Source organism: Streptosporangium sp. NPDC053982, from assembly GCF_055585205.1.
Map to the genome: position 1 here is coordinate 275,717 of NZ_JBVJKQ010000012.1, position 17,098 is coordinate 292,814.

The 17,098-nt window shown below is 72.5% G+C and carries 16 protein-coding genes; 7 read left to right on the plus strand and 9 right to left on the minus strand.

Annotated features, from left to right (window positions below):
• Positions 1-82: 82 nt before the first annotated feature.
• From ACZ6W9_RS23625 to katG, 4 genes are all read left to right on the plus strand, one after another.
• The gene (locus ACZ6W9_RS23625; RefSeq protein ID WP_470119642.1) at positions 83-802 is read left to right on the plus strand and encodes a class I SAM-dependent methyltransferase; all 720 of its coding nucleotides are present in this window, start codon (positions 83-85) and stop codon (positions 800-802) included.
• Between the two features lie 16 nt (positions 803-818).
• Positions 819-1,766 (plus strand): alpha/beta hydrolase family protein, encoded by a 948-nt coding sequence (locus ACZ6W9_RS23630; RefSeq protein WP_470119644.1) that lies wholly within the window; start codon positions 819-821, stop codon positions 1,764-1,766.
• A gap of 253 nt (positions 1,767-2,019) precedes the next feature.
• Positions 2,020-2,451 carry a Fur family transcriptional regulator gene (locus tag ACZ6W9_RS23635; RefSeq protein ID WP_389963705.1) on the plus strand — a complete coding sequence of 144 codons (432 nt, stop codon included), beginning with the start codon at positions 2,020-2,022 and terminating at the stop codon, positions 2,449-2,451.
• A gap of 15 nt (positions 2,452-2,466) precedes the next feature.
• Complete coding sequence (gene katG / locus ACZ6W9_RS23640; RefSeq protein ID WP_470119646.1) at positions 2,467-4,707, plus strand: catalase/peroxidase HPI; 2,241 nt, start codon at positions 2,467-2,469, stop codon at positions 4,705-4,707.
• A 132-nt stretch (positions 4,708-4,839) separates the two neighbouring features.
• On the opposite strand, the gene ACZ6W9_RS23645 is transcribed toward katG, so the two are convergent.
• From ACZ6W9_RS23645 to ACZ6W9_RS23685, 9 genes are all read right to left on the minus strand, one after another.
• Complete coding sequence (locus ACZ6W9_RS23645; protein ID WP_470119648.1) at positions 4,840-6,306, minus strand: MFS transporter; 1,467 nt, start codon at positions 6,304-6,306, stop codon at positions 4,840-4,842.
• A 353-nt stretch (positions 6,307-6,659) separates the two neighbouring features.
• Positions 6,660-8,753, minus strand: coding sequence for a M4 family metallopeptidase (locus tag ACZ6W9_RS23650; RefSeq protein ID WP_470119650.1), 2,094 nt, complete (start codon positions 8,751-8,753; stop codon positions 6,660-6,662).
• A gap of 280 nt (positions 8,754-9,033) precedes the next feature.
• Positions 9,034-9,996, minus strand: a complete 963-nt coding sequence (locus tag ACZ6W9_RS23655; protein WP_389963693.1) for a LysR family transcriptional regulator — start codon at positions 9,994-9,996, stop codon at positions 9,034-9,036.
• 157 nt (positions 9,997-10,153) lie between these two features.
• A complete protein-coding gene (cpt, locus tag ACZ6W9_RS23660; RefSeq protein WP_389963690.1) occupies positions 10,154-10,687 on the minus strand; it encodes a chloramphenicol phosphotransferase CPT in 534 nt (177 codons plus the stop codon).
• A 183-nt stretch (positions 10,688-10,870) separates the two neighbouring features.
• Entirely contained in the window at positions 10,871-11,356 is a 486-nt protein-coding gene (locus tag ACZ6W9_RS23665; RefSeq protein ID WP_389963687.1) for a hypothetical protein, read from the minus strand.
• A 127-nt stretch (positions 11,357-11,483) separates the two neighbouring features.
• Entirely contained in the window at positions 11,484-12,056 is a 573-nt protein-coding gene (locus tag ACZ6W9_RS23670) for a DUF4396 domain-containing protein (protein WP_470119653.1), read from the minus strand.
• Between the two features lie 189 nt (positions 12,057-12,245).
• A complete protein-coding gene (locus ACZ6W9_RS23675) occupies positions 12,246-12,794 on the minus strand; it encodes a hypothetical protein (RefSeq protein ID WP_389963682.1) in 549 nt (182 codons plus the stop codon).
• A 131-nt stretch (positions 12,795-12,925) separates the two neighbouring features.
• Complete coding sequence (locus ACZ6W9_RS23680) at positions 12,926-13,894, minus strand: ankyrin repeat domain-containing protein (RefSeq protein WP_389963679.1); 969 nt, start codon at positions 13,892-13,894, stop codon at positions 12,926-12,928.
• 83 nt (positions 13,895-13,977) lie between these two features.
• Positions 13,978-14,637, minus strand: a complete 660-nt coding sequence (locus tag ACZ6W9_RS23685; RefSeq protein ID WP_389963676.1) for an endonuclease V — start codon at positions 14,635-14,637, stop codon at positions 13,978-13,980.
• A gap of 26 nt (positions 14,638-14,663) precedes the next feature.
• Here ACZ6W9_RS23685 and ACZ6W9_RS23690 point away from each other — a divergent pair, with 26 nt between their 5' ends.
• The 3 genes from ACZ6W9_RS23690 (at position 14,664) to ACZ6W9_RS23700 (ending at position 17,002) form a co-directional block, all read left to right on the plus strand.
• Positions 14,664-15,494, plus strand: a complete 831-nt coding sequence (locus tag ACZ6W9_RS23690) for an MOSC domain-containing protein (protein WP_470119655.1) — start codon at positions 14,664-14,666, stop codon at positions 15,492-15,494.
• A gap of 71 nt (positions 15,495-15,565) precedes the next feature.
• A complete protein-coding gene (locus ACZ6W9_RS23695) occupies positions 15,566-16,324 on the plus strand; it encodes a protein phosphatase 2C domain-containing protein (protein ID WP_470119657.1) in 759 nt (252 codons plus the stop codon).
• A 441-nt stretch (positions 16,325-16,765) separates the two neighbouring features.
• Complete coding sequence (locus ACZ6W9_RS23700) at positions 16,766-17,002, plus strand: hypothetical protein (RefSeq protein ID WP_389963668.1); 237 nt, start codon at positions 16,766-16,768, stop codon at positions 17,000-17,002.
• Positions 17,003-17,098 lie beyond the last annotated feature (96 nt).

Sequence of the window (17,098 nt, forward strand, 5' to 3'; positions counted from 1 at the left end):
CGATCCTTCCGCTGGGATCGCCCTGAAGAACCGGTGGAACCGGCAGCGAGCCGGTGGAGCCGGCCGAGGGAAGGGGACGAAGGTGTCCGAGCCATCAGAGACGCCATCAGAGACCGTCGCCGGCGAACCGTTCGGTGACCGCAGCCCGACCAGTCACGAACGGATGACCGGCCAGCCCTGGGACGCGTCGTACCACGACGGTCCCGCGCCCTGGGACATCGAACGGCCGCAGCCGGCCGTGGTGCGCCTGGCCGCCGAGGGTGGATTCACCGGAACGGTGCTCGACGCGGGCTGCGGGACCGGCGAGAACGCCCTGCACGTCGCCGCGCTGGGACTGCCGGTCCTGGGCGTCGACGTGGCGGAGACGGCACTGGCGATCGCCCGGGAGAGGGCGGCGGACCGCGGGATCGACGCCGAGTTCGCCACAGCCGACGCCTTCCGGCTGGAGCGCCTGGGACGCAGGTTCGACACGGTGCTGGACTGTGGGCTGTTCCACACCTTCGACGCCGCCGAGCGACCCGGGTACGTGGCGAGCCTGGCGTCGGTGACCGAGTCCGGCGGCACCCTGTACGTGCTGTGCTTCGGCGCCGGCCCCGGCGCCGGCCCGCATCCCGTCAGGCGGGAGGAACTGGAGGCGGTGTTCGAGCCCGGCGGTGGATGGGACGTCGTCGCCGTCGAGCCGGACCGGATCCAGACGAGATACCACGACGATGGCGCGCCGGCCTGGCTCGCGACGATCAAGCGGATCCAGGCCGCGGGCCCGGCCGTCGCCGGGCGGAGCCGGCGCGGAAGCGGGCTCTGATCAATAGGCTGGTCTCATGCCGACCGGTCCGCGCCCGTATGACGTCACCTTCCCGAACGGGGAGGTGACGCTGGCCGGTTCGCTGACGGTCCCCGAACGGGGAGGGGAGGCGACGGGCGTGGTCATGGTCGGCGGGTCCGGGCCGTCGGACCGGGACAACGACGTCTACTTCCCCCCGATCCGGCGGCACCTCGCCGACGCCGGCATCGCGGTGCTGTCCTACGACAAACGCGGCGTCGGCGGATCGTCCGGCGAGTGGCGCGACGCGACCATCGGGGACCTGGCCGCCGACGCGGCCGCCGCGCTGGACTTCCTGCGCGCGACGCCCGGCGTACGCGCCGGCGCGGTGGGGCTGTTCGGTCACAGCGAGGGCGGCTGGGTCGTCCTGCGCGCCGCCGCCGTCCGGGACGACCTGCCCTGGGTGATCACCAACAGCTGCCCCGCCACCACCCCGGCGGTCCAGGAGCGCCACGCCCTGACCGGCGTCCTGCGGAGGGTGGGAGCGGACGCGAGGGACACCGGCCGGACCCTGGCCCTGTACGACCGCCTCATCGAGGAGGGCCGGGACGGTGCGGACTTCGCCGCGGCGGCGGGACTCGTCGACGCGGCCGGGCCGTCACCCGCGTTCGCCTCCTACTGGGCCGAGGTGGACGAGCGCCTCTGGGAGTTCCTCAGGCGGAAGCAGGACCACGACCCCGTCCCGGACGTGGAGCGCCTGCGCTGCCCGCATCTGGCGATCTTCGGTGGCGCCGACGAGCTGGTCCCCGTAGCCGAGAGCGTCCGCCTGTTCGGCGCCGCGGCGTGCTGCCCGGACCGTCATCCCCGGGCGCGGCTGACCGTGGAGGTGTTCCCCGGAGCCGACCACCGCGTCCAGACGGACGGCGAGGGTCTCCTGGCGTCCCGCTACCTCGCCACCCTGGCCCGCTGGATCGGGCACCACACGCCCACGACTCCCACGCCGTGACCCGGCAGGGACCGCCCGGGGGCTGACCGGCCGGTGACGTCTACCGGTTCAGGCCCGGTTCGCCGACGAGTTCGTCCTCGCTCATTGGCGGGGGGCGGAAAGGCCAGGCGGGTGCCCGAGGTGACGGGGAGGGCGAAGGCGGCGGCCTTGCCGACGGTACCGGCGGATCCGGGCGAGGATGTCACGGCCGCACAACAGACCTGTACTACTCGTAAACTTGAATAGTTCGTGTGTGCCGGGGTAGGTTGAGACCATGACCTCATCCCAGCCCCTGACCACCGCCGAGGAGCTGCGTGGCGTCGGCCTGCGGGTGACGGCCGCTCGTGTCGCGCTACTCGAGACGGTCCGTGACGGCGATCACCTCGATGTCGAGGCGATCGCCTCAGGAGTGCGTGCGCGGGTCGGCCACATCTCACTTCAAGCCGTGTACGAAGCCCTGCACGCGCTCACCGCCGCAGGGCTCACCCGCCGCATCGAACCGCCGGGCAGCCCGGCCCTGTACGAGGGGCGGGTCGGCGACAACCACCACCACATCGTCTGCCGATCGTGCGGTGTCGTCGCCGACGTCGACTGCGCGGTCGGAGAGGCGCCCTGTCTGACCGCATCCGACGACCATGGCTTCTCGATCGTCGAGGCCGAGGTCATTTACTGGGGCGAGTGCCCCGCCTGTTCCACCGCCAGCTGATCCGGAAGGATTCCCATGACCGAGAACGACGGCACGCAGGGCGGCTGCCCGGTCGCGCACGACTCCGTGACCGCGCACGGCAGTGAGAGCGAGAACCCGGCGATCGACTCGCCGGCTCCGAAGACGGGAGGTCGTCCGCGCACGAGCCGGGACTGGTGGCCGAACCAGCTCGACCTGTCGATGCTGCGCGCGCACTCGTCCAAGAGCAACCCGCTGGGAGCGGACTTCTCCTACGCCAGGGAGTTCGGGAAGCTCGACGTCGAAGCCCTCAAACGCGACATCACCGAGGTGCTCACCACCTCGCAGGACTGGTGGCCGGCCGACTTCGGCCACTACGGCGGCCTGATGATCCGGATGAGCTGGCACGCGGCGGGCACCTACCGTATCCATGACGGTCGCGGCGGGGCGGGTGACGGCTCCCAGCGGTTCGCCCCGCTCAACAGCTGGCCGGACAACGCCAACCTCGACAAGGCCCGCCGCCTGTTGTGGCCGGTCAAGCAGAAGTACGGTCAGCAGATCTCCTGGGCCGACCTGCTCGTCCTGGCCGGCAACGTCGCCCTGGAGTCGATGGGGTTCAAGACCTTCGGCTTCGGTTTCGGCCGCGAGGACATCTGGGAGCCTGAGGAGATCTTCTGGGGTCCTGAGGACACCTGGCTCGGCGACGAACGCTACACCGACGACAAGACGATGACACCCGACGTCGGCGCGACCGAGATGGGGCTCATCTACGTCAACCCGGAGGGCCCTCGCGGCAACGCGGACCCGGTCGCGGCGGCACATTTCATCCGTGAGACCTTCGCACGGATGGCGATGAACGACGAGGAGACGGTCGCCCTCATCGCCGGTGGCCACACCTTCGGCAAGACCCATGGTGCGGGCATCGCGGACGACCACGTGGGTCCGGAGCCCGAGGCCGCGTCGCTGGAGGCGCAAGGGCTCGGCTGGCTGAGCACGTACGGCACCGGCAAGGGCGCCGACACGATCACGAGCGGTCTCGAGGTGACGTGGACCGACCGGCCGACGCAGTGGAGCAACCGTTTCTTCGAGATCCTCTTCGGTCACGAGTGGGAACTCACCACGAGCCCCGGCGGCGCGAAGCAGTGGGTCGCGAAGGACGCCGAGGAGATCATCCCGGACCCGTTCGACCCGGCGAAGAAGCACAGGCCGACGATGCTCACCACCGACCTGTCGCTGCGCGTCGACCCGGAGTACCAGAAGATCTCCCGCCGCTTCCTGGAGAACCCCGACGAGTTCGCCCAGGCCTTCGCCAAGGCCTGGTACAAGCTGCTGCACCGTGACATGGGCCCGGTCAGCCGCTTCCTCGGCCCCTGGGTCCCCGAGCCCCAGCTGTGGCAGGACCCCGTTCCGGCCGTCGACCACGAACTCGTCGGTGACGGCGACATCGCCTCGCTGAAGGCGAAGATCCTGGAGTCCGGCCTCACCACCGCCCAGCTGGTCTCCACCGCCTGGGCCTCCGCCGCCAGCTTCCGCGCCACCGACAAGCGTGGCGGCGCCAACGGCGCCAGGATCCGTCTGGAGCCGCAGCGGAGCTGGGAGGTCAATCAGCCCCAGCAGCTCGCGACGGTCCTGGACCGCCTTGAGGGCATCCAGCGTGAATTCAACCAGGGCGGCGGCGCGAAGATCTCGCTCGCCGACCTGATCGTGCTGGCCGGCTCGGCCGCCGTCGAGAAGGCCGCCCGTGAGGCGGGCGTACCGGTGACGGTGCCGTTCCGCCCAGGCCGCACCGACGCCGCCCAGGAGCAGACCGACGTCGAGTCCTTCCGCGTCCTCGAACCGCGCGCCGACGGGTTCCGCAACTACGTGCGTTCCGGCGAGAAGACCCCTCCGGAGGTGCTCCTGGTCGACCGTGCTTACATGCTCAACCTCACTCCGCCGGAGATGACCGTCCTCATCGGCGGCCTGCGCTCCCTCGGGAACAACTTCGGGGGCACCCGGCACGGAGTTCTCACTGACCGGCCCGGCGTGCTCACCAACGACTTCTTCACCAACCTGCTCTCTCCGGGCACCCGGTGGAAGGTCTCGGAGTCCGAGGAGAACGTGTACGAGATCCGTGATGTGACCACCGATGCGGTGAAGTGGACCGCCACCGCGGTCGACCTCGTCTTCGGCTCCAATTCCCAGCTACGAGCCCTCGCGGAGGTCTACGCCTCCCAGGACGCCCGGGAGAGGTTCGTGACCGACTTCGTCGCGGCCTGGACCAAGGTGATGGAACTCGACCGCTTCGACCTCGCCTGAACCGCGGGAAAAGGCCGCTCTCCAATCTCTGGAGAGCGGCCTTTTCCACGTGGGCCGGCGCCACGTCTCGATCGCCCGGCATCGGCCGTGGAAGCCGGCTCGTCGGATCCTCCTTCGTGCCTCGCCGTGAGGTCAGGGGGAGGGCCGCTGCTTGGGAGCGCGGCGGTCGGCGGCGACGTCGGAGAGGGCCACCGCCAGCGTCACCGCCACGAACCCGATGGTGACGTACAGCGCGTGCCGGAACGCCGTGGCGTAGTCGCCGTGGGAGGAGGCCACCTGGGTGAAGAAGGCCGAGCCGACCACGGCGATGCCGACGGCGGTGCCGATGCGCTGCCCGGTCTGCAGCACGCCGCCCGCGCTCCCGGCGTGGGCCACCGGCACCTCCGACAGGGTGAGCGTCTGGTTGGGGGAGATCACCAGGCCGCTGCCCACGCCGGCGACCAGCAGCGGCACCGCGATCGCCCAGGCCACGTGCTGGCCGGGCACCAGCCGTACGGCGATCTCCACGGCGACGAGGCCGACCCCGACCAGCGTCAGGCCCACCGCCACCAGCGGGCGGCCGATCCGGGTGACGATCCGGCCGCCGAACACCGAGGCCGCGGCCGACCCCGCCGCGAACGGCGTGCTCGCCAGGCCCGCCGCCAGCGGCGAGTAGTGCAGGCCCTCCTGGAGGTAGATGGTCAGGATGAAGAAGATCGCGGTGAAGCCCGCGAAGTAGAGCGCCGCGATCAGGGAGCCGAGGCCGTAGGAGCGCCTGCGGAACAGCGCCAGGTCGACGACCGGCTCACCGCGCCGGGCGTACCGGCGCTCCCAGGCCACGAAGGCGCCGATCACCGCGATCCCGGCGGCCGGCAGCACCCACTTCACCGCGCCCTGCCACTCCTGGCCCTCCACCAGCGGCAGCAGGATCAGCACCACGCCGATGCCCAGCAGCAGCACGCCGACCGGGTCCATGCTCTTGCGCGGCCGCTTCTCCGCCGGTTTGGGGATGTAGCGGTAGGCCAGGACGATGGCGAGGACGCCGATCGGCACGTTGACGTCGAAGACGTAACGCCAGCCGTCCTGCTCGCCGCCGAGGCGGATGATCACCCCTCCGAGCATCGGGCCGATCGCCGTCGAGATGCCGATGGTGGCGCCCAGCAGCCCGAACGCCTTGCCCCGCTCGGCGCCCCGGAAGAGCTGCTGGATGAGCCCGCTGACCTGCGGGTTGATCAGCCCGCCCGCGAGTCCCTGGATGAGGCGGGCGACGACCAGCCAGGTCGAGTTCTGCGCGATCCCCGCCGCGGCGCTGGCCAGGGTGAACAGGGCGACGCCGAAGGCGAAGGCGTTGCGCCGGCCGTACATGTCGCCGAACCGCCCGGCGGGCACCAGGATCAGCCCGAAGGTGAGCGCGTAGCCGGAGACCACCCACTGCAGGTCGCTCTGCGGGGCTTCGAGACCGGTGCGGATGGCGGGCAGGGCGACGTTGACGATGCTGACGTCCAGCAGCGTCATGAAACCCGCCACCAGGCAGACGATCAGCGCCTTCCAGCGGCGCGGGTCGGCCACCTGGTCGTCCTGCGCGGTCGAGGTGCCTCCCTGCCGGGCCCCGGCGCTCACAGGGCCGGACGCCGGCGGGTGCCGGTCCGTCCAGCGCCGTGCCGGGTTCCGAGCGGCGTCCGCCGCGGGGTGGGAGTCATCGTTACCGCCTCGTTCTCTCCGTCGGGGAGCGCTTTCCGCTGTCCAGGAGCGCGTACCTACCCCTTTTCGTCAGGTCATTCACCATACCGACCGTCCGCGACGGACCGAGGCGGAGGATCCGCGGACGGGGGAGGTCCACGGGCGGGGAAGAGACGGGGGAGATCCACGGGCGGGGGAGAGACGGGGGAGATCCACGGGTGGGGGAGAGGAGAGACGGGTACGGCGGGCGGCCGTGGCCGCCCGCCGTACCGGGTCGCGGAGCCGTCAGCCGGTCAGGTCCGCTGCCACAGCGCCGGGACGTTCGGCGGCTCCCAGCCGGGCACCGAGGTGTGCCCCTGCAGGCACCGGTAGGTGACGCCGTCGTAGGTCACCGTGTCGCCCACGGCGTAGGAGGTCCAGGGCGCCCAGGTGCCGCCCCCCTGTCCGTCGCCGCCGACGGTGAGGGTGAGGCGCGCCGTGTGGTCGGCGTTCGCCCCGTCGGCGGTGAGGGTGACCGCGTACGTCCCCGCCGGGGTGGCCGCCGAGGTGGCGACCGTGACGGTGGCGGACTGGCCGGAGCTGATGGAGGCGGGGCTGAAGGACGCGGTCGCCCCGGAGGGCAGGCCCGAGGCGCTCAGCGTGACGTTCTGCGCGCTCCCGGAGGTGACCTGGGTGGACAGCGTCGCGGTCGCCGAGCCGCCGGGCTGCACCGTCACCGAGGACGGGTTCACCGTGACCGAGAAGTCGTTCCCGGGCGGGTTGGAGGTGCAGGACGGCTCACCGCTCTGCGCCGGGACGTTGACCGCGGACCAGGCGGCCTTGACCGCGTCGACCTCGGCGCAGCCGCCGGGGAAGAGCTGCCGGGCCGCGGCCACGGTGGCGGCGCGGGCCTTGGTGTGCGTCCACGGGACGGTCTTGCTGTTCAGCCCGGCCATGAAGATCTGTCCGGCCTTCTGGACGCCGATGCCGGTCAGGGCGGACGGCCCGGAGCAGACGGGGCTGGACGGCTTGCCCGGCGGGTTGGTGCCCTCGGCGAGCAGGTAGAACCAGTGGTTCTGCGGGCCGGCCGCCGCGTGCACCTCGGTGTTCGGGATGGACGAGCTGTAGCAGTTCGGGTCGCCCAGCGCGCCCGGGTTGTACATGTTGCGGATCGGGCCGTTGCCGACGAGGTTGACCTCCTCGCCGACCGTGTAGTCCGGCGGGTCGGCGGAGTTGGCGGCGAAGTGCTCGGTCAGCGCGCCGAAGATGTCGCCGGTCGACTCGTTCAGGCCGCCGGCCTCGTTGCCGCTGCCCGCGCCGCCGGACCCGGAGAACTGGAAGATCGCGTGGCCGAACTCGTGGGCCACCACGTCCATCGGCGTGGCCTGCTGGGTGCCGGCCTGGTTGCGCCCGAAGTTGGTGTAGGAGCCGTTCCAGTAGGCGTTGACGTCGGTCAGCCCGACCCGGGCCGGGAACGCGCCGCCCGAGCCGTTGAACCCGTTGCGGCCCAGCCAGGAGCGCAGCATGTCCCACTCGTGCTGGGCGGCGTACAGCGCGTCCACGCAGGCGGTCTCCAGGTCGGTGCCCCGCCCGTTGCCCCAGGAGTCGTCGGGGCCGGTGTAGGCGGAGCCGTTCTGCCCGCCGCAGCGCAGGCCCGGCCGGGTGCCGTCGGTCATCGAGTAGGAGCCGCCGGAGCCGGAGGTCTGGATGGTCACCGGGTTGCCGTTGTAGAAGCCGTTGCCGGTGCCGGCGCGCACGTCGTCGTAGGAGTCGACGACCGAGCCGTCCCTGGCGTCCACGAAGACGTGCAGCACGCTCGGGACGCCGTCCGCGGTGGCGCCGGTGACCACGACCTCCCACGCCGTGCGGGGGCGCGGCCCGGCGGCGTGGACGACGAGCCGGGGCGTGTCCGTGCCCTCCACGGACGACATCAGGCCGCGGGCGGTGGCGGCCGCGGCGTCGGCGCCGACCTTGCTCGTCACGTCCACCTTGATCTCGGCCCGCTGCCCGGAGACCACGGACCCGACCCGCTCTCCCGTGCCGTCGGTGGCGACGATCACGTCGCCGCCATAGACCGGCAGGCCGCGGTGGGTGCGAGCGTAGGTGAGGTACTGCAGGCCGCGGGTCCCGCTGACGGTCCTGGACAGGGTGAAGGCGTCGTCGGGGCTCTTGAACAGCGCGCCGGACCTGGCGGCGAGGGCGTCCGCGGCGCTGGCGGCCGCGCGCCTGCGCGCCTCGGGGCCGGGCGGCGCGAACGCCGGAGGGTCGGCGGGCGCGGTGCGGGCGGCGGGGACCGCCTGCGCCGCGGTGGCGGGGGAGGCTGGGGCCGCGGCGTGCGCCGCCGGGCCCGTGGTCATGGCGGCGGCCGCCAGTACGGCGACCGCGCCCAGTCTGGCCTTGGAATTCACGCGGGGTGACTCCTTCTCGGTTTCCCCTGGGGGGTGGAGGGACGCGAGGAGCCCGGGACACCCGGTGGCGGACCCCGTGAGGGAGCCCGCCGGGAGGCGTTCCGACGGTTCGGGCTGGACCAAAACTGACATCGCCGCGGCGGGCGGAGTACCCCACGAAATTCCATAACCCGGCCATATGGGGAGGGCGCGGTGGCAGGGCCGGAGCGTCCCGGATGAGCCCGGACCGCCGTGGGGAACCCGGGGAGTCGCCTGGCCGGCCCGGCGGGCTCCGGGCCCCTCAGGTCAGCGAGGCGAGGGGGCCGTGGCGGTCCAGCCACGCCGCGTAGACCGGGGAGCGGCCCACCCCGGCCCAGTAGGCGGCGGTGACCGCCTGGACCAGCGAGGCGGAGTGCGGGGCCACCGGACCCCGCTCGGTCCACCCGATCATGTGACGGAAACGCAGCGGGGTCCCGGCGAGGGGCCGGATGGCGATCCCGGGGTAGCCCTTGCTCGTCGCCTGGAACATCCCCACGCACCTGGCCGAGGCGATGAGGTCGAGGGCGAGGCCGAGGTCGGCGGAGTAGGCGACCTGCGGTGCGAAGCCCTGTCCGGCGCAGGCGGACCAGAAGTGCTCCCGGTGCCCCGTCTCGGCCAGCGCGTGCAGGCTCCAGTCCTCGGCCGCGAGGTCGCGCAGCGCGATCTCCTCCCGCCGGGCGAGCGGGTGGGACTCGGCCAGTCCCACGAAGATCGGCTCGACGGCGACGCCCGCGTACCGGACGCCCGGAGGCGGCGACAGCTCGTGCCCCGGGTAGTCGCCGAGGGTGGCCAGCTCCAGCCGCTCGGACTCCAGCAGCCCCGGGAGGAGGTCCATGGCCTCCTCGGTGCGGACGACGACGTCGGCGCCCGGCAGCAGCTCGCCGAGGCATTTGATCACGTTGATCGCCAGGTGGCTGGACATGCAGCCCACCCGGACCGTGACCCGCTCGGCGGCCTGCCCGGCGTAGCGCATGCCGTCCCGGCGCAGCTCGTCGAAGGCCGGCAGCAGCGAGCGCGAGCGCACCAGCACCCAGGAGCCGAGCTGGGTGGGCCGGGCCCCGTCCCTGCCCCGCTCGAACAGCGGCCCGCCGAACATCCGCTCGATGCGCCGCAGCTGCGTGGCGAGCGCCGGCTGGGACATCTTCAGCGCGGTCGCCGCCTTGGAGATGCTGCCCGAGTCGGCTATCGCGCAGATCGCGCGCAGATGACGTACTTCCAGGTCCACAACGGCAGGTTAATAGTAAACAACCTTTCCGGTAAGCCCTTCGGTGGAAACGGCCGGAAACGGCCCGCCGAGCAGGGCGTCCCCGCCGCGGCGCCGTCGGCGCTCCGGGGGCCGGCCGCCCGTCCGGCCGGTCGCTCCGGATGGGGGTGAGGGCCGGTCAGCGGACGTGGGCGGCGATGGCGCGGGCGCACACGACGGACTCGGTGCGCGTCGTGTCCACCTCCACGTCGTAGCGCACGCCGTCATGGACGATCCGCGCCTGCGACGCGGCCATCCCGATGACCCGGTCGCCGCGCGCGATCTCCCGTCCGGCGGCGACCTCGCCCTCGCACCGCACCCCGGCCCACAGGACCTCGATGCCGTCCAGGGCGTCCAGCCAGCGCCGCTGGGACGTCGCGCCGCCGAGGAAGACCTCGTCGAGGATGATCCGTGCGCCCTTCCGGGCCATCGTGGCGATGCCGGCCATCCATGCGCTCTCCAGCTCCCGGAACGCCGGTCCGACGTTCACCCCGCCGTCCGGGGTGAGCTCGATGCCCGCCGCCGAGGTCCGCATGGACGCGGGCATCGCCTCGATCAGCGAGTCCACCCCGAAGGCCAGCCACGGGTGCGGCAGCACCGCCTGCAGGCATCTGACGATCCCGGACTTCCCGGAGCTGGAGCCGCCGTTGAGAATGATCATCTGTGTCGTCACCGGGCCACGGTAGAGGAGGGGGACCGGGGTCAGAAACGGTTTTCCGGTCCGGCGGCGAGACGGCCGGGGCCGGCCGTACGCGTGGTGGCCCGGGAGGGGGCGCGTGTACGGCGTCCCGGAAACGGGGGACCCGGTGGCGGCGCCAAGGGGAGGCGCGCCACCGGGTCCGTCGCGGCCCGCCGGTCAGACCTGCCGGAGGGTCCACCTCTGCTCGCCCTCGCCGAAGGGGAGCAGCCTGACGGGGGTGTCCTCGCCCTCACCGGTCATGTAGAAGGACGAGCCCAGGGCGATGACGACCCGGTCGCCACCGGCGTCGGCGACGGTCCACGTCATGTCCGTGCCGGAGCCGCAGGGCGCGGTGCCGACGAACGGCGGATAGATGCGCAGTCGGCTCATGGTCAGGCAGTTCTCCGTGCCGGCCTGCTTGATGACGTAGCGGCCCCCCTCCTCTTCGGAGGAGATCAGCTCCCACGAGGTGTCACACTCGCCGGTCCGCACCATGGCGGAGGGCTCGCTGTCACTCCGCAGGCAGTACCCGCCCGCGTCGACGATCCGGTAGGTGCCCGGCTCGACGGCCGCCGCCGAGGACGCCAGGGCGGGGGCCGCCGGAGCGGCGGAGGCGACCGCGGCCAGGACGGCGGCGGCGGCGAGGGAGAGGCGGACGCGCATGGGTGATCCCCTTCCGATCGGTGACTCTGGGTAATGAATGGTTACACAGAGTTCCAAGCGATGGGAGGCCGTGGCCGCTCGCGGCCTGTCCGGATCAGGACGTCGTCCCGCCTGGCGTCCCCGGTCGTCAGTGGTGGTGGGCGTGGGCGACGGCGTGCCCCCGGCCGCGGGCGATCATCCAGCGGTTGACCGGCACCGTCACCACGAAGGCCAGGGCAAGGGAGAAGGCCAGCGACGCCCAGAACAGCACGGTGGTCAGACCGGCGTCCATGGCCCCGGGGACGGCGACCATCACGGTGTTGTCGATGATCTCCATGACCAGGATGGAGACGGTGTCGGCGGCCAGGGCCACCTTCAGTGCCTGCCGGAGGGTCAGCCCGGCCCGGAGCATGCCGCGCATGGTGAGCGCGTAGCCGAAGACGAAGGCCAGCGCGACCGACAGCGCCACGACGGCGCCCGAGTGCAGCCCGGCCGCGGTCCCGATGACCATGCCCAGGACCTCGCCGATGGCGCATCCGGTCAGGCAGTGCAGCGTCGCCTGTACGGCGGTGCGCCAGGAGGCGTCGCCGTGGGCGCGGCCGTGGTCGTGGGGTCCTCCCCGGGCGCCGTCGTGCCCGCCGGTGGAGACGTCCGCGTGGTCGTGGGTGTCACCGTGGGGGCGCGCGCCGTCACCGTGGCCGGTGTGGTCTGTGCGGTCCATACTCCTCGCCACTTCCCTTCCTCCCTGATCGCGAACCGTCCGGCCCGCCCTCCAAGGAACCGGATACCCCCTCCAGGTATTCCGGCGATATGGGGGACGACGCGGCGGCGTTCCGGGAGACGCATGGGACGCGGCCGTCGCGGATCCGGCCCGGACCCCACCGGACACGGCCGGACGCCGCCGGATCCCTCAGCCGGAGGCGTGCTGCCAGTAGGGGTCGCGATAGAGCACCACCGAGGGCCCGCGCAGCAGCTCGTCGGGGGCCGAGACCAGGATGAGCTCGCCCTCCGCCTCCAGGCGGCGCAGGATCTCCCGGACCCGCGGGCCCACCGGCAGACGGCCCACGGGAAGGCCCAGGGCGTCGCGGACGGCGTCGGCCACCTGCGACAGGCGGAACGGCTCCCTCATCGGCGCGATGAGCGTGCGGACGACCTCGGGGGTGATCATCCTCTCGGCTTCGGCGTAGGCGAGGTTCCAGGTGACCTGGACCTTGCGGCGGCCGGTGCCGGCGCAGGCCGTGCACGTCTGCGAGTAGCCCGGCACGATGTCCTCGGTGGTGGAGCCCAGGCAGGCGGTGCACTGCTTCGTCTCCAGGGCGTGCAGCTCGGCCGCGGCCCGGTCGGGAAGCCGTTTCCCGCAGAAGCAGAGATAGGTCCGGTAGCCGCCCCCGACCAGGGCGAGGTCGTCGGCGTCCTCGGGAATCTCGTTCCACGTCGCGGTGATCGTGTGCTTTTCCATGGTTGTGCGACTCTACCGATCTCGGCCTCGCACCCGCCCGTTCCCCGCGTCGTGCCGCCCGCGGAACCCGCGCGGGACCGGCTCCGCGCCCGCCCGGGGCCCGGTCCCGCGCCGCCCGCCGCGCGTCCCCGTCAGGCCGCCGGCGTGACGGGGACCAGCCGCATCGGCGCGCTCCAGAGCCACTCCTCGGTGACGTAGGCGCCGGTCAGCAGGGTCATCAGTGCCAGGATCCGCTCAGCGGAGGTGGAGGGGTGCGCGCCGCAGTCGCCGAAGTGGCACATCCACAGCTCCAGCGGGCTGTCGTCGCTGAGCTGGTCGTAGACCGAGGGCCGTCCGACGTTGAACCCGTCGCGCCAGATGTCCACCGAGGAGCCGCAGTCGGGGAAGGCCCCGGCCAGCACTCCGCCCCCGGTGGTGACCATCCGGGCCACGCCGTCCCGCACCGGCAGGGAGCCCTCGGGCTGGGCGAGCACCACCCCGCCGCCGGGCGGGCAGGCCACTCGCAGCACCTCGCCGTCGCGGGCCCGCTCCGCCTCCCGCAGCGCGCCGGCCGCCATCGGCGGGCACAGACCGGGGGAGGACCCCAGGCGCCGGACGACCTCCTCCTCGCTCACCCCGCCCACGAAGGCCAGGCAGAAGCCCTCGGCGTAGTCCTCGTAGGAGAACATCATCTCGTCGACGGTCTCCTGGAGGTCGCGCAGCCGGTGCCCGATGCGCGGCGCCCCGGGGAGGTCCGCGAACATTCCGGCCAGCTCGGTGAAGAGGGCCTGCACGCCGGGGGAGCGTCCGGCGATGCACGGCCGCCACGGGTCGGCGCCCGCGTCCAGCAGCACCCGCACGGCGTCCTCCTGGCCGTGCCGTACGGCCTCCCACAGCGGGGTCGCGCCGTACCGGTCGGCGGGATCGACCTCGGCGCCCGCGGCGAGCAGCAGCTCGATCACCCGCGTCGCGCCCTCCTGCGCCGCCTGGTGCAGCGGCGTCGAGCGCAGCCAGAAGAGCCGCCGGCCGGGATCGAACCCGCCCGCCAGACGCGCCCTGATCTCCTCCAGGTTCGTGTCACGCCAGACGCCGACGTCCCCGCTCCACTGGTCGTCACTCACGTTCCGATCCCATCTCATCACACTGAAGGATCAAACCAGCCTAAGCCGACATTTTCCCTCGGCGTCCGGATCAAGCGTCCGGATCAGAAGCCCGCCAGGGCCCGGCGGGACAGCCGATCGGCGACGCGGGTGGTCTCCGGGAGACGGTAGGAGGGGGTCAGCGCGAGGACGTTGTGGCAGGCCGTGTCCAGGTCGACGCGGTGGCCCACCGAGACGAAGACCGGCTTGACCCCGTCCCGGGTGCGCAGCACGCGGCCGACGACCTCGCCGTCCAGCGTCAGATCACTCGCCGAGCCCCGCTCCGGGCCGGGATCGGCGTAGGAGCCGACGAAGGCCGTCTTGCCGACCCCGATCGCCGGCAGGCCGGTCAGCACGCCCAGGTGGCAGGCCAGACCGAAACGGCGGGGGTGGGCCAGGCCGTACCCGTCGCACACGACCAGGTCCGGGGTGACGGTCAGGCGGCCCAGGGCGTCGAGGAGGGCGGGCAGCTCCCGGAAGGCCAGCAGGCCCGGGACGTAGTCGAACGCCACCGATCCGCCGGCCGCCACCTGCTCGACGACCTCCAGCGTGCCGCCGTCCAGCACCGCCACCGCCGCGGCCAGCCGGTCCCCGGCGTAGGCCACGTCCACCCCGGCCACCAGGGCGGGCCGCCGGGGTCCCGGCCCGGTGAGGTCCAGCAGCGGCCGCAACTCGTCCTGGATCGCCTCGGCCTCGGCGACGGACCGGGGGGTTCGTGTCTTCATGAACCTATGATCGGTATTTTTGTGGCATGAGTGTGTACCGGGGTCGTGTCCAGCGGGTCCTCAGGTGGCCGGTGAAGTCGCTGCGCGGCGAGGAACTCGGGGAGGCGCTCCTCGACGGGCGCGGCCTGGCCGGGGACCGCGCCTACTCGCTGGTCGACGAGCGCGAGCACCACGGCGGCAAGGTGCTGACCGTGCGGCAGCGCGCCGAGATGCTCCACTGGCGCGGCGCCCTGCTCACGACGGCCGGCGCCGGGACCGGCCCGGACGCCCCGGACGGCCCCGGTGATCCCGGTGATCCCGGTGATCCCGACGGTCCCGGCGGTACGGCGGGCGGGCCCCTGCTGACCGCCCCCGACGGCACCGTCTGGCACTGGGACGACCCCGGCCTGACCGCCGCTCTGCGGGAGTCCCTGGGCGTCCCGCTGAGCCTGCGCGCCGCCGACGGCCAGCAGGACCGCGGGCCGACCGTCCTGGTGACCTGCGAGGCGTCCCGCGCGGCGCTGGAGGAGGAACTGGGCATGCCGCTGGACGTGCTGCGGTTCCGCCCGAATCTGCACCTCGACCTCGACGCGCCGGCCTTCGCCGAGGAGGACTGGGGCCTGGGGACCGTGATCACCGCGGGAGACGCGGAGCTCACGGTGACCGGCCCCCACACCGGTCCGTGCATCCGCTGCGCCGTGCCGAGCTGGGACCCGCACGGCCGGGAGCGCCGGCCCGAACTGCAGAAATGGCTGATCGCCGAGCACGCGAACAAGTTCGGCGTCATCATGCGGGTCACCCGCCCCGGCACCGTACGGCGGGACGACCCCGTGACCGCGAGCCCCGCGCCCCCGGAGGCGCGGGAGGGCGAGGACTGAGGACTGAGGCCCCGAGGGAAGCTCCGGCGGCCCCGGCCGCCGGGCCCGACACCGACGGAGACCCGCACCGGATGCGCATCACCCACGAGACCGCCGCGGCTCCCGGCCGCCCGCGCAACGAGGACTTCGTGGTCACCGGCCCCGACTGGGCCGTCGTGCTCGACGGCGCGACCGCCCCGGCCGGTGTCGTCTCCGGCTGCGTGCACGACGTGCCGTGGCTGGTCGCCCGGCTCGGCGGCGCCCTGGCCCACCGGCTCGCGACGGGACCGCGGGAGAGCCTGCCCGACCTGGTGGCCGCCGTCATCCGGGACACGATGACCGCGCACGGCGACGCCTGCGACCTGACCGGCCCCGACAGCCCCTCGTCGACGATGGCAGTCCTGCGGCGGCGCGGCGGCACACTGGACTACCTGGTGCTGTGCGACTCGCCGATCGTGCTGCGGCACACCGGCGGCGCCGTCACCGTGCTCGACGACGACCGCCTCGACCACCTGCCGGGAGGCCGGCCGTACGGCCTGGAGCTGGTCCGCGGCCTGCGCAACCGTCCGGGCGGGTTCTGGGTGGCGTCCGTCGTCCCGGAGGCGGCGTACGAGGCGCGGGCCGGGTCGGTGCCGCTGGCGGACGTGTCGGGCGCGCTGCTGGCCACCGACGGTGTGACCCGCCTGGTCGAGGCGTACGGCTGGACGTGGGAGCGGCTCGTCGCCGTCGCGGACGCCGACGGGCCCGGCCGGCTCATCGCCGAGGTGCGCGCCGCCGAACTGGAGCACGGCGCGCCGCACCCGACCGCCAAGCCCCACGACGACGCCACCGCGATCTGGATGACCTGGTGACGCACTCCGGCCCCTGATCGTGGTTCCGGCGGAGAACGGTCTTGTCGAGAGGGCCTCGCCAACCGGAGAGACCTCCGGCATGGATGCCACCCAAATAATCCTTATGAAAAATCCTGTGAAGAATCCCTCTCTCTCCGGCACGGCCGTGCAGCAGGTCATGACGGCCGTCGGCGCGACCGCAGTACGGCGGACGACATCGAGGTGATGAGCAGAACCACGGGATCGGTCTTCCACCCGTTGGATCGCCCGTCGACGACTCGGTAGGGTGGCGCGCGGACCGTCTCCTGGTGATAGCGGGTGGCTGGTCAAGGGTCTGTTCCGGTGTTCCCGCACTGGAGCAGACCCGTTGTCGTTAAAGGCGACCTCATCTGTACCTGCTGTCTGTACAGTGAGCGCTGCGTGGGTGTGCGCGAGTTATGTTCACCTGGGGAAGGTGATCGCATGAGTGAACCTGTCACCGAGCGCCACCCTGTTGCGGTGGGCGACATAGCGGTGCTGCTGGCTGTGTCGGTTCATACCGTCAATCAGTGGCGACAGCGTGCCGCGCACGCTAAGAGAGTCGAGCCGTTCCCTCCTGCCGCCGGCAAGGTCGCCGGTGTGGACTACTGGTGGGATCTCGACATCTTGGGATGGGCTCAGCGCACCGGCCGCATCAAGGAGGCGTCGCCTGGGCCGTGAAGGCCGTCGACGTGACGTCCCGGCAGCGTGTGCTGCCGTAGTCGAGTACAACCTGCCGTCCGGTGCGGGAACACCGGGCTGGCCGTTGATTCACCC